The organism is Terribacillus saccharophilus (genome assembly GCF_046592895.1).
Lineage (GTDB): Bacteria > Bacillota > Bacilli > Bacillales > Amphibacillaceae > Terribacillus > Terribacillus saccharophilus_D.
In genome coordinates, this window is sequence record NZ_JAWVPU010000005.1 from 1 (window position 1) to 12421 (window position 12421).

At 45.8% G+C, this 12421-nt stretch carries 15 protein-coding genes and 11 tRNA genes; 1 reads left to right on the forward strand and 25 read right to left on the reverse strand.

Going from position 1 to position 12421, the window contains the following annotated elements; all coding sequences use genetic code 11:
* Window positions 1-4 precede the first annotated feature (4 nt).
* From SFC66_RS14450 to SFC66_RS14505, 12 genes are all read right to left on the reverse strand, one after another.
* Window positions 5-81 (reverse strand) — tRNA-Ile (locus tag SFC66_RS14450).
* 19 nt (window positions 82-100) lie between these two features.
* Window positions 101-174: transfer RNA gene (locus SFC66_RS14455), tRNA-Gly, on the reverse strand.
* Between the two features lie 36 nt (window positions 175-210).
* Window positions 211-287: transfer RNA gene (locus SFC66_RS14460), tRNA-Pro, on the reverse strand.
* A gap of 9 nt (window positions 288-296) precedes the next feature.
* Window positions 297-373, reverse strand: a tRNA-Arg gene (locus SFC66_RS14465).
* A 60-nt stretch (window positions 374-433) separates the two neighbouring features.
* A tRNA-Leu gene (locus tag SFC66_RS14470) sits at window positions 434-520 on the reverse strand.
* 74 nt (window positions 521-594) lie between these two features.
* Window positions 595-667, reverse strand: a tRNA-Lys gene (locus SFC66_RS14475).
* A 16-nt stretch (window positions 668-683) separates the two neighbouring features.
* Window positions 684-754, reverse strand: a tRNA-Gln gene (locus tag SFC66_RS14480).
* A 5-nt stretch (window positions 755-759) separates the two neighbouring features.
* Window positions 760-836, reverse strand: a tRNA-Asp gene (locus tag SFC66_RS14485).
* A gap of 28 nt (window positions 837-864) precedes the next feature.
* A tRNA-Glu gene (locus SFC66_RS14490) sits at window positions 865-936 on the reverse strand.
* 9 nt (window positions 937-945) lie between these two features.
* Window positions 946-1036: transfer RNA gene (locus tag SFC66_RS14495), tRNA-Ser, on the reverse strand.
* Between the two features lie 2 nt (window positions 1037-1038).
* Window positions 1039-1113 (reverse strand) — tRNA-Asn (locus SFC66_RS14500).
* Window positions 1114-1282: 169 nt separating this feature from the next.
* On the reverse strand, window positions 1283-1759 hold the full coding sequence (locus SFC66_RS14505; RefSeq protein ID WP_411219451.1) for a SprT family protein: 477 nt from the start codon (window positions 1757-1759) through the stop codon (window positions 1283-1285).
* A gap of 87 nt (window positions 1760-1846) precedes the next feature.
* On the opposite strand from SFC66_RS14505, the gene cmpA reads away from it, so the two are divergent.
* The gene (gene cmpA / locus SFC66_RS14510; RefSeq protein ID WP_411219452.1) at window positions 1847-1969 is read left to right on the forward strand and encodes a cortex morphogenetic protein CmpA; all 123 of its coding nucleotides are present in this window, start codon (window positions 1847-1849) and stop codon (window positions 1967-1969) included.
* A gap of 40 nt (window positions 1970-2009) precedes the next feature.
* Here the strand turns inward: cmpA and SFC66_RS14515 are convergent, their stop codons facing one another.
* The 13 genes from SFC66_RS14515 to SFC66_RS14575 all read right to left on the reverse strand — a co-directional run bounded on the left by SFC66_RS14515 (window position 2010) and on the right by SFC66_RS14575 (window position 12414).
* The gene (locus SFC66_RS14515) at window positions 2010-4172 is read right to left on the reverse strand and encodes a Tex family protein (protein ID WP_411219453.1); all 2163 of its coding nucleotides are present in this window, start codon (window positions 4170-4172) and stop codon (window positions 2010-2012) included.
* Window positions 4173-4261: 89 nt separating this feature from the next.
* Window positions 4262-4855: a SpoIIE family protein phosphatase gene (locus SFC66_RS14520; RefSeq protein ID WP_411219454.1), complete on the reverse strand. Its 594-nt coding sequence runs from the start codon at window positions 4853-4855 to the stop codon at window positions 4262-4264.
* Window positions 4848-5639, reverse strand: coding sequence for an RNA polymerase sigma factor SigB (gene sigB, locus SFC66_RS14525; protein WP_411219455.1), 792 nt, complete (start codon window positions 5637-5639; stop codon window positions 4848-4850). Before sigB ends, SFC66_RS14520 begins: the two co-directional genes overlap by 8 nt.
* Entirely contained in the window at window positions 5611-6087 is a 477-nt protein-coding gene (gene rsbW, locus SFC66_RS14530; protein WP_411214996.1) for an anti-sigma B factor RsbW, read from the reverse strand. The genes sigB and rsbW overlap by 29 nt, the downstream gene beginning before the upstream one ends.
* 2 nt (window positions 6088-6089) lie before the next feature.
* On the reverse strand, window positions 6090-6419 hold the full coding sequence (locus SFC66_RS14535; RefSeq protein WP_411219456.1) for an anti-sigma factor antagonist: 330 nt from the start codon (window positions 6417-6419) through the stop codon (window positions 6090-6092).
* Window positions 6420-6475: 56 nt separating this feature from the next.
* Window positions 6476-7486 (reverse strand): PP2C family protein-serine/threonine phosphatase, encoded by a 1011-nt coding sequence (locus SFC66_RS14540; protein WP_411219457.1) that lies wholly within the window; start codon window positions 7484-7486, stop codon window positions 6476-6478.
* A 16-nt stretch (window positions 7487-7502) separates the two neighbouring features.
* Window positions 7503-7904, reverse strand: a complete 402-nt coding sequence (locus tag SFC66_RS14545) for an anti-sigma regulatory factor (protein ID WP_411219458.1) — start codon at window positions 7902-7904, stop codon at window positions 7503-7505.
* Window positions 7905-7906: 2 nt separating this feature from the next.
* On the reverse strand, window positions 7907-8263 hold the full coding sequence (locus SFC66_RS14550; RefSeq protein ID WP_038558142.1) for an STAS domain-containing protein: 357 nt from the start codon (window positions 8261-8263) through the stop codon (window positions 7907-7909).
* Complete coding sequence (locus tag SFC66_RS14555; protein ID WP_411219777.1) at window positions 8260-9132, reverse strand: STAS domain-containing protein; 873 nt, start codon at window positions 9130-9132, stop codon at window positions 8260-8262. Before SFC66_RS14555 ends, SFC66_RS14550 begins: the two co-directional genes overlap by 4 nt.
* Before the next feature lie 221 nt (window positions 9133-9353).
* On the reverse strand, window positions 9354-9704 hold the full coding sequence (locus SFC66_RS14560) for a type II toxin-antitoxin system PemK/MazF family toxin (protein ID WP_411219459.1): 351 nt from the start codon (window positions 9702-9704) through the stop codon (window positions 9354-9356).
* A 4-nt stretch (window positions 9705-9708) separates the two neighbouring features.
* Window positions 9709-9984, reverse strand: a complete 276-nt coding sequence (locus SFC66_RS14565; RefSeq protein WP_095216919.1) for an antitoxin — start codon at window positions 9982-9984, stop codon at window positions 9709-9711.
* 157 nt (window positions 9985-10141) lie between these two features.
* The gene (gene alr, locus SFC66_RS14570) at window positions 10142-11308 is read right to left on the reverse strand and encodes an alanine racemase (protein ID WP_411219778.1); all 1167 of its coding nucleotides are present in this window, start codon (window positions 11306-11308) and stop codon (window positions 10142-10144) included.
* 89 nt (window positions 11309-11397) lie between these two features.
* Entirely contained in the window at window positions 11398-12414 is a 1017-nt protein-coding gene (locus SFC66_RS14575; protein ID WP_411219460.1) for a LolA family protein, read from the reverse strand.
* Window positions 12415-12421: the final 7 nt, after the last annotated feature.

Below are 12421 nucleotides of genomic sequence, written 5' to 3' on the forward strand. Positions count from 1 at the left end.
TATATGGTGGGCCTAAGTGGACTCGAACCACCGACCTCACGCTTATCAGGCGTGCGCTCTAACCAGCTGAGCTATAGGCCCATAAATCATATTGTATGAATGGAGCGGGTGAAGGGAATCGAACCCTCGACATCAGCTTGGAAGGCTGAGGTTTTACCACTAAACTACACCCGCATATTTTATTGGTTTGATTCGGTAGGATGGAACTTCTGGTCGGGAAGACAGGATTTGAACCTGCGACCCCTTGGTCCCAAACCAAGTGCTCTACCAAGCTGAGCTACTTCCCGAAGAAATAATGGCGCGCCCGAGAGGAGTCGAACCCCTAACCTTTTGATCCGTAGTCAAACGCTCTATCCAATTGAGCTACGGGCGCTTATTAAGAACAACTTTTATATTGTATCATTCGCTTCAAAACTTGTCAACACTTTTTTTTTGGTGCGGCCGAGAGGACTTGAACCTCCACGGGTTATTCACCCACTAGGCCCTCAACCTAGCGCGTCTGCCATTCCGCCACGACCGCATTAAGTCAAAAGAAAAATGCTGTCTGTGTTGCACAGCATCGGAAGATCTATGCGCATCCTGTTTTCAAACAGATGAGCCATGAAGGACTCGAACCTTCGACCCTCTGATTAAAAGTCAGATGCTCTACCAACTGAGCTAATGGCTCACAACAAAAAAGTAAGCTGGGCTAGCTGGATTCGAACCAACGATCACGGGACCAAAACCCGTTGCCTTACCGCTTGGCTATAGCCCAATAAATGGCGGTCCGGACGGGACTCGAACCCGCGACCTCCTGCGTGACAGGCAGGCATTCTAACCAACTGAACTACCGGACCGAGCCTTGAAGACTCGTTATGAAAACGATGACCCGTACGGGATTCGAACCCGTGTTACCGCCGTGAAAGGGCGGTGTCTTAACCGCTTGACCAACGGGCCATTTTGAAATGGCGGAGAAGGAGGGATTTGAACCCTCGCGCCGCTTACACGACCTACACCCTTAGCAGGGGCGCCTCTTCAGCCACTTGAGTACTTCTCCACTGGCTCCACAGGCAGGATTCGAACCTGCGACCGATCGGTTAACAGCCGATAGCTCTACCACTGAGCTACTGTGGAATAAATCTTTATAACATCTTAGCGACCTTATGTATATTACAACATCTTTCGCTATGTGTCAACCACTTTCGTGATTTTTTTCAACACCGTTCGTCGACGGCTTAATTAATTTATCATGTATTCAAGAACACGTCAACACTTTTAGTGAAAGTTTTTGTTTTTTCTTGTTCTATCTATTAGAAATCCCCATATTATCAACCTTCTTCAGCTTCCCTCCGCATTTGCCGCATCCATATTTCCTGGTATTCACTGTCCTTTTGCGTCTGTATATATGACTGCATTTCGTACATCTATAATATAGCAGCTGCTTTTCTTTTACTGATGGCAGCATATTGCAAAAGCGCGGGGAATCGGTTTGACGCAAAAGCTCCCGAAATTCCGGATCTCGATGCCCATACCCCTTTCCTTCAATATGAAGATGATAATGACAGAGCTCATGTTTAATGATCCCGATTGTCTCTTCCTGCCCGAGTTCTTCCAAATACTTTGGATTGATTTCAATGATTCGTTTCCCTGGCAAGTATCTGCCTCCTGTCGTGCGAAGACGATTGTTATACCTTGCTGTATCAACAAATGGCTTACGAAACCATGCTATCGATATTTCTTCGACGCTCTGCTGCAAATTATTTATCGTTATATCATCCATTGCCGTGGCACCTCCTGTATCACTTCTGCATATGATGCTGCAGACATTCATTTTTCCCGACATCCATGGGCTGCAGGAGGTAAAAGAATGCCTAATTGGTTGAAAAATCAACTTTCACAAGCTTTTCTCACTAAAAATGTTAACCAATTGAAGGTGTTGAACCAATGCTGGTTCTTTTATAAACAAAAACAGCATTCCAATGAAGGTTAAAACCCCCGCCCCAGAGGGGTCAGGGGTTTTCTCTTTGGATTCACTTCACCATTGTAAGTGCTATTCGCTGTTTGTCAACGTCGACTTTCTCGACCCAGACAGTGACAACATCCCCGACTGAAGCGATATCCATTGGATGTTTCACAAATTTATTCGACATTTTGGAAATATGGACAAGCCCATCTTGTTTTACCCCTATATCGACAAACACACCAAAATCGACGACATTCCGTACAGTCCCTTGAAGTTCCATGCCTTCTTTGAGATCTTCCATTGCCAGCACATCTTGTTTTAACAAAGGCTGGGACAAATCGTCACGAGGATCTCTTCCCGGCTGATTCAGCGCCTGTATGATGTCCTGCAGCGTCAGTTCACCAATTCCGAATTCAGCTGCCACTTGGCTGCTATCAAGCTCAGCAAGCTTCTCTCGCAGCTGATCGCTACCTATATCCCCCATATCTGCACCAAGCCGCTTCAATAGTTGCTTAGTAACCGTATAGCTCTCTGGGTGAATCGGCGTTCGATCAAGCGGCTCCTCACCGTCCAAGACACGCAGGAAGCCAATACTCTGCTCATATGTTTTACTTCCAAGTCTAGGTATCGTTTTCAGCTGCTTACGGGATGTGAATTTACCAATCTCATTACGTTGCTTCACAACATTGGCGGCTACCGTCTTACTGAACCCTGATACGTATTGCAATAGTGATTCAGAGGCCGTGTTCACATTGACTCCCACTTGGTTTACGGCAGTCTCCACCACAAAGCCAAGCGAATCATTCAATTTCTTCTGCCCCACATCATGCTGATACTGACCAACACCGATCGATTTCGGATCGATCTTGACCAATTCCGCTAATGGATCTTGTATCCGGCGACCGATGGAAATCGCACTGCGTTCCTCCACTTGTAGGTCGGGAAATTCTTTTCTTGCCAATTCCGAAGCTGAATACACACTTGCACCTGCTTCATTTACGATTATATATGCGACATTGCTTCCTGTTTCCCGGATCACATCCGCAATGAATTGCTCCGTTTCCCTGGAGGCAGTACCATTACCAATCGCAATCAATTCGACATTGTATTTATTCAGCAATGCTTCAACGATTTTCTTTGCTCCTTTGACATCATTGCGAGGAGCTGTAGGATAGATGACGTTCTTCTCAAGCAGCTTCCCTGTCTCATCGACTACCGCTAGTTTACAACCTGTCCGGAATGCCGGGTCCACTCCCAAGACAACGCGCCCTTTAAGCGGCGGCTGCAGCAAAAGGTTTTTCAGGTTTTCCGAGAATATCTTTATCGCCTGCTCTTCAGCTTTTTCTGAAAGCATAGCACGGATTTCACGTTCAACAGAAGGTTGGATGAGCCGCTTATAACTGTCTTCCATCACTGTATGCAACAGTGCCGCAACACTATCCGATGTCTTTTGCTTGATGATTTTTCGTTTAAGATATGCCAGAATCACATCGGCTGGTGGTTCGACCGCCACCCGGAGTATCCCTTCTTTTTCACCGCGATTAACTGCCAATATACGATGAGACGCCATCTGACGAATCGGCTCTTGATATGCGTAGTACATTTCATATACACCTTTTTCATCTTCTTCGGCTTTTTTGACTTTTGTTGACAGAACACCTTGTTTTTCTGTCTTTTCCCTGATGTAATCACGGAAAGCTGGTTGCTCGCTAATCCATTCTGCCGCTATATCACTTGCTCCCTGCAACACTTCATCAGCAGTATGCAATTCCTTTTCAGGATCTACATACGCCTGTGCCTCCTTTTCGAGATGCTGGATTGTTTGGTCATATAACGCTTTTGCCAGCGGCTCCAGTCCTTTTTCCTTTGCTATGGTTGCCTTTGTCCGTCTTTTTTGTTTATATGGACGATAAAGGTCCTCTATACGCTGCAGCTGCATGGCTGCGAGAATATCGCGCTTGAGTTCTTCTGTCAGCTTACCTTGTTCCTCAATCAAACGAATGACTTCTGTCTTTCGCTGATGAAGCTGCTGTGCATATTCCCATTTATCTTGAATCGCTTTTATTTCCACTTCATCAAGTGCACCTGTCTGTTCTTTTCGATATCTGGCAATGAACGGTACTGTATTACCTTCTTCCAGCAAATGAATGACCTGCTTGATGGATGACTGTTTGATTGCTGTTTCTGATTCGACCCATTTGACGAGTCTGTCTTGTATCGATGCTTCCAATTTTGTTCCTCCTGACTGCTGCTGTATCCATTGTATCAAAATTTCAATACAGATAAAAAAAGGATCGGCACCTGATTCAGGCACCAATCCTATTCCGTATATTTCATAGCAATCAATGTAATATCATCTTCATGTGGTTTTTGCTTTGAAAGAGCGAACATATCGCGTATTTTCCGAACATCCTTCTCTTGGAAAAGATCCTGTGTGAGCTCATTATCTGATACTCCATCAGAAAACATAACGAATATCATATCATCCCGTAAGATACCCCGGGATATTTTATATTTCCTGGGATACCCGGCAAGGAAACCTTGGCTTGGAATACACCGCTCTTTTTTTCCGCTTGAAATCGTCATGATTCCGATATTGCCGATGGAAGTGAAGGAATAGCTGTTTGTGCTGTAATCCACTTTCAGTATGCCTAATACCACTCCGCGCTTACCGACCAATACTTCATTCGATCTTCTGATTAATTCATCTATCCCGCTATGCACATGATCCCTGATCACATCCACCACAACTTGAGATGATTCTTTTGCAAACTCTCCGCTCCCAAGCCCATCAGCCAGTACACAAATGAATTCGTGTTCCGATTCATGATAGAAATAACTATCCCCGCAATAAAAATTGCCTTTTTTAGGCTCTTGATACGCCGACACATCCATATGGAGATGATCACTCAAAACTGTCAGCACCTTCAGCTTGCAAGGCTTCACGCAATTTACGCAATGCTCTCCGCTGCAGTCGTGATACATGCATCTGGGAAATACCGAGCTGTTCACCAGTATCTTTTTGGCTCATATTCTCGAAATAGGTACAGCGCAGGATTTCCTGTTCGCGTTCACTGAGTATCGGAAGAACCTTCTCGAGCAGCATTCTGCGGTCGATATCTTCATAACCATTATCGGTCGAACCTACCAAATCCAGGATTGCTACTGTACTGCCGTCAGAATCAGCTTCGATCTTTCTGTCAACGGACAATGCCTTGTAGCTTTTACCCATTTCCATCGTCTCCAGAATGTCCTCCTCGGACACTTCCAGGTACGCGGCGATTTCCGCTACCGTCGGCGAATGTTGATTCTCCGTCGTCAGTTCATCGATCGCCTTGCGTATTTTGGGTCCCAACTCCTTGATTCGGCGCGGCACATGGACGCTCCATGTTTTATCACGGATGAATCGCTTGATTTCCCCGATGATCGTCGGGATGGCAAAAGATTCGAAGGACTTGCCGAACTCCGGATTGTATCGCCGGATTGCCGCGAGCAATCCGAGCATTCCCACTTGGACTAGATCTTCATGGATGGAGCTGTTCTTGGAATATTTCCTTGCTATGGATACGACGAGGTCTTTGTATGTGAGTACGATTTTTTCTTGGATCTCTTCATCTGTGGGATGCTTCTGCAGATGATCTATCCATTTATAAACCTCATCCTCACGGTTATTGTGTGGTTGAGATTTGGTCGTCATCTAGCCCCACCTCATTTTCATGAAGGTATTTCGTCATGAGGACGATCACTCCGGAATCGCTGTTGATTTCCACTTTGTCCATCAACGCGTCAATCAGGAATAAACCAAAACCGCCCTCCCTAAGTTGCTCGATGGGTTCTGCAGCCTCATACGGCCCGATATTCCGTTTCACTTGATCAAGATTGAAGCTGCCGCCATGGTCAGCAACCATCACTTCAAGACGATTTTCATATACACCGAAACCAATCGTAACTTCGCCATCTTCATCTTTTTCATATGCATGGTTTACAGTGTTTGTCACAGCCTCGGAAATCGCAACCTTCAAATCCTCGATATCTTCGTAGGAAAAGCCCATCCGGTTTGCAACACCTGAGGATGTAAGGCGAATCACGCCAACGTATTCTGGTTTAGCCGGTACTTTGATCTCGATAAAATCGAAAGATTCCATAATTAATAGCCACCTCGTACTGTTTTGTCAACATCGATCACATCGATCAAGCCTGTAATCTCGAACAAACGGTATACACGGTCCTGCAGCTGTACGAGCTTCAATTCACTGTTGTTTTCTTTCGTCGATTTCAATCCGCTAACGAACACACCTAATCCGGTACTGTCCATATAATTGACCTGTTCCAAATTGACTTCCACTTTATTTCCTTCTTTTTCTGTAAGGGATAAAAGCTTCTCCTTCAATTTAGGGGCTGTATAAGCATCTATTTCACCAGCTAGTAGAACAACTGATTTTCCTGCGCTTTCTTGTACATCAACAGTTAAATTCATTCTGTACCTCCTAAGGGCTAGTTACCATTCCTATGTAATACCCGTTTATTCTCGACTCAAACGTCTTTTTTTATAATTATTAATGTGAAGTCATCCCGCAGATGGAAATCCTGCAGTTTTTCAAAGTGTTTATACACATTTTCCACCAACTCCTGTGCGGAAAGGTGGGAGAAGCTCTTGATCACTTCAAGCACTTCTTCACTCTCGATGAAACGGTCGCCCTGACGGCACTCCGTCACACCATCCGTCAGCAGGATGATCATATCCCCCGCATGTATTTCCCTTTCATATTGGCGGTATTGCGCCATATCAGTCACACCGAGTACAACCCCTTTAGCGCGGATTTCCTCGAAGGTATCATCAGCAGCATGATAATAGAATCCAGGCTCATGCCCTGCTGATGAATAGGAAATCGTGCTGGCTGCCGGATTGAAAAGAGCATAAAACATCGTGATGAACATGCTAGGATCGACATTCCGCTCGACTACCCGATTAAGGCTTTCCAAGATTTCACTTGGGCTCTTATGTTCTGACGGAAAACTCTCCATTGCATACTTGATCATCGACATGCACAATGCCGCCGGGATACCCTTGCCGATCACATCAGCAACCGTGATTCCCACCGTGCCATCCTCATGATGAATGAAATGATGGTAATCACCGTTCATCTGATTGGCAGGCACACTGACGACACCAATATCAAAACCTTCTACATTCGGCTTTTCGGTCGAAAGCAACGTGTTTTGCATTCTGGCAGCCACGGAAATCTCAGATTTTATTTCAAGCTGCGATTCCCGCAGATCCTGGAATTCCTGAAGTGCAAGGCCATAGGAAATCATTACCTCCAGCAGGAAGCTCATCGAGTGCTGTATGTTCTCCGGAAGATCAGGATAAATATCTTCCAGCGCATTGATATGCGTGTTGATGATCTCTTCCAGCGATATATTATGCTGGATGGAGCGTTTACTTATCTGCTCTGCCTCATATAAGGCAGACTCATCTTGTGTATTGATATACTGCTTGAGCAGTTCCCGATAGTGAGACAGATCTAGCTTAAGCGCATCCACCTGGCATCATCCTCCTCTAACGAACCCATTTAACGACGCGGATTTCAGTCCCCTCGCCTACTTTAGTAGTTATATCGAATTCATCCATCAGGCGTTTCACACCGGGAAGACCTGCGCCCAGACCTCCGGATGTGGAGAAACCGTCCTCCATTACCTGACTGATATCTTTTATACCGGGACCTGTATCGATGGCGACGATGCAAATGCCCCGGGAGCCGACATTTTCTACCTCATCAAAGCAGACTTTCCCGCTTCCAGCATAAAGGTAGATATTACGTGCAAGCTCCGAAATAGCCGTGGCGATACGCGCTTGATCAACGATCCCGAAACCCAGCTTCTTCGAAAAATCGCGGCCGAATTGCCTTGCACCGACAATGTCCCATTCTTTCTGTATATTCACACAGGTTCTGAAGTCCATCTTCACTCCTCCAGTTCCTGGCGCAGTTTGATCAATCCTTGTTCTAGATCCAATGCCGTCGTTACCTCATTCAAATGAATGCCCAAATCTATTAGTGTCACCGCTACTGCCGGCTGGATTCCAGTCAAGACGACTTTTGCACCCATCAAGTCGGACATCGTCACCACATCGCCCAGTACCTTGGCGATGAATGAATCGATGATATCCACGGAAGTAAGGTCGATGACCACACCCGTTGCTCCACTCTGATGTATTTTATTAAGCAAGTCTTCCTGAAACTGAATCGCAGTCTGATCATCCAAATCGATCTGAATGCTGATCAGTAAATAATTATGCAGCTTCAATATTGGAATTCTCACGTTTGTTCACTCCTATCAAGCGAATCGATCAGCTCTTCTATGGTCTGTTCTTCGCTGTTTGTTTGTACGATCATTTGATTCGTCATTTCCAGAGCCGTTGTGAATCCTTTGCGCAAAGAGCTCTTTGTAGGGAATTTACTCAGATCGATCCCCAAATTAACGATCGTCTGTGCTATTTCCGGTCTGATGCCTACAAGAATGCAAGTGGAACCGATCAGCCTTACAGCTTCTGCTGCCTGGATGATATGATGGGCAACCATCGTATCCACCACTGGCACTCCCGTGATATCGATAAGAACTACCTCCGCATGATGCTTGATCACACCATCCAGTAAGTTCTCCATGATGAACTTGGCGCGCTCTGTATCGATGGTTCCGATAAGCGGCATAACCGTAATATTATCCATAACAGGAATCAATGGTGCAGAAAGCTCCTGCAATGCCACGCGCTGCAAGGAAACGGTATTTTCCCAGCTTCCGGAATACTCATTCACCAGCTGGTTGATAACCGGATTCACAAGCTCGTCCACATGCCGCAAGACTTTCGGAACAGGGACTTCCAATTCTTCATGATCAATCAGAAACTCTATTGCAACACGTTTGAAAAGCTGCAGTCCATCCGTCAGATAACTAAGCGGCCAGCCCAGATTGATAACTCGTTCTGTAAAGCTGTCCAAATCGGAAGTCAAACTTTCCTTCTCGACACTGCCGAAGATGATATTGACGAACTCCCGGTTGGTATTCTCGAAAAGATCCTGTGAAATAGCTGAGTTTTGTACTTCCTCCTGCTTCTTTGCAACTTCCTCAAGCCACATATGAACCAGTTCGTTACTATTTTCGACCAGAATCTCCTTCAGATTTTTTGCCATCATGAAACCCCCGTATTGTAACGTTCACCTTGTCAAAAGCTGTAAGATGCTGCAGTCATATGTTCAAGGTCACTTTTATCTACTTATTAAAATAACACCAATATGGGCGCCATGCCAACATGGCGCCTTCATTTTAGTATATACCAAAATCCATCAGGACTGAAATCAAATCAAATCAAAACAAAAAACCCTTACGATTACCGTAAGGGTATGGTCCGTACCTAAAACTCTGTAAGGCCTAGACTTATTTCAAGTGCTCGATTGATATTCTCCATCATCTGTGGATCAAGCTGTGTGATCTTATCTGTGAGCCGCTGCTTATCGATTGTTCGGATCTGTTCCAGAAGAATGACTGAATCCCGTTCAAATCCATACTTCTTGGCGTCGATCTCCACGTGGGTCGGCAGCTTGGCTTTTTGGATCTGTGCCGTTATCGCCGCGATGATGACGGTCGGACTGAACCGATTGCCGATATCATTCTGCAGGACCAATACCGGGCGCACGCCCCCCTGTTCCGATCCCACCACCGGGGACAGGTCGGCGAAATAGACTTCGCCTCTTTTAACGATCAAAGGTCTACACCCCGCTTACAAGGCGCTCTAACGTTACTTCTGCCTCCTCTTCAGCTTGGAAAGCTTCTGAAGCGATATTAAGATTGATACGTGCCATTTCCATGTAACCTTTCTGCATGGTTTCACGGATATTCTTTCTTTCTTGCACATATGACTTCGTTGCTTGATAGAAGAAATGATCGAGACTGTTGTTATTATTCTGCATCAAACCATCCACCTCATTTAGGAGTTTCTTAGGCAGCTTTACAACGATTTCTTGTAAGCCTTCGGACACAACCATACACCTCCACCAATTCGCTCGGGTCGTTTCTGTAAAAATCCATTTCCATCATACCATCCGAGCATTAGGTTTGCAAAGGACCATCCGGAATTTTTTGATAAAAAAAGTCTTTTTCAAACAAAAAAATTGGAAGGATAGCTGACATTTCTGCCGAATTTTACAAGCTTCCGTCAGGAGAAAGCGCATTGGTGACTTCGACGATCCTGCCAAAGCGTTTATAAACGCGTGGCATCCGTGCGGCAATGAGGCAAGGGACCTCGTAATTGATGGTATCGACCCAGTCTGCCACTTCATCCACACTGATGAAAGCATCCTCCTGCCCCCCAATGAGGACAACCTCCGTACCGTTCGGATAAGCTTTATCCAGTTTGACCATGCATTGATCCATGCAGACCCTTCCTACGATCGGCATCTTCTTGCCATCGACAAGCACCTCGAAGTTTTGCATCTTGCGAATCCAGCCATCTGCATATCCGATCGGCAGTGTCCCGATCCACTCTGGTTTGTCTGTTTCATAGGTTGCACCGTAACTTACAGCTTCATGCGCTTCCAGCTGCTTTACATGCACAAGCCTGCTGTGCAGGGAAAACGCTTGACGGAGGGAAATCGGATGCTCTTCTTTGACAGTCTTTGACGGATAAAGTCCATACATGCCGATGCCAAAGCGTACAAAATCCGACTCATCCGCAGCAAAGCGCATACTTGCTGCACTATTATCCGTATGGACGATGATCGGGTGTGGCCATTCTCTCCTGATCGGCCCCAATAATTCATCAAACTTGCTCCGCTGTCCTTCATAATATGTCAAATCCGCTTCGTCCGCTGTGGCAAAATGTGTATAGACACCTTCCAGCCGAATAGAAGCATCATCAAGCAGAGGCAGCACAGCTTGAATTTCTTCAACAGTACGGAAACCAAGCCTGCCCATTCCGGAGTCCAGCTTCATATGCAGCTGCAGCGGCTTTTTGAATTGCTGGGCGCGCACTGCTTCCAGCCAATCTTTTCGGTAGAAAGTAAGTGAGATATCATGGTCGGCAGCAATCACGGCATCTTCAGGCCGGGTGGCCCCAAGCACAAGAATGGCAGCTTGTATGCCGCTCTTTCGCAAATGCAGTGCTTCATCCAGGAAAGCAACTGCTAAAGCTTGAACTCCTGCACCCAAAGCAGCTTGTGCAATTTGCGCATATCCATGCCCATATGCGTTCGCTTTGACAACTGCATAAATTTCTTTGTCATCTCCAATATGAGCTGCCAGTTGTTTTATATTATATTCAACATGATCAAGATTTATTTCCACCCAGGAATCCCGGTAAAAATGGTCAATCCTCATATGTATTCATCTCCTAGAATTTATACCTTTGCTTATTATAACAGGAAAACAAAAAAGCAGACGCTCCCGTCTGCTTCTGGAAATCATTTTATCGCTTGGCCGCTGATGGAAGCCGCTACTTCCTGTATCTCTTCGCGAGTGAGCTCTTCACTGGCAAGCATATAATCCACACCATCATGCGTCCATGTGAGACTGGAGGATGTGATTGCTCCTACGGTAAACCCGAGACTGAATGGTTCCCCGCTGGCAGGTGTCGCTGCCGCTGATGCTACTTCGGAAACATCCGCAGGCTCCTGGATCAGCGTGAAATTCTTTTCGCCTTGATAGGTTAGGATCACACGATCCTTTCCATCCACACTGACTTCCTTTTCCTCCGCTAGTGTTGCACCTGCTGTTTCAGTAGGATAAAGCACATTCAATCCCTGCTGTTCAGCTGGTACGGCTGATGCTGGGACACCGGACAAAGACCCGGTCATATTGTTCTCAAGTTCGAAATCCTTTTCTGTGAATTTCGGATCCAGCTTGAAAGCGGAGAATGCCACTTCGACCATTGGCTTTTTATCTTTATCCAGCACTTTCACAAGCTCTGGAGTGTATGTCTTTTTATTGAAGTATATCTCTTGATAAGGCAGTGTCGTATTGTTTTGGTACGTCGTCTTTGTCTGGAAAACATAATGTTCTTCCGTTGTCTCGAAAGTTGCATTGTTATCTTTCAGGACATCCTGCACCAGTGACTGATACAAATAAGGCTGACTGCTGTTGTAGGGCCACTCACTTTGGAATTTGAAACTCTTCCTCAGGGCAGGAGTCAGCACGAAGACACCATCTTTATTGCGCAGGATCACCTGGCTGCCTTGTTCGTCTGCATCATTTTTCAATAGGACCCGATATTGATCGTCTTTTTGATACCATACATCAATCCCGTAGGCTTGCTGTTCTTCTCCTGTGTTCAGCTTCATAGTGGCTTCGGCCTTGTAGCCTTGCAGCTCAGCTGATGTCTCTTCCAGCTTCTTTACTACATCTTCACGAGAGGCTTCGCTGCAGCCGGCTAATAGGAATAAAAAGGCAGCAAAGACAATCAAACCTGCAAATTTTTTCATGGTCACA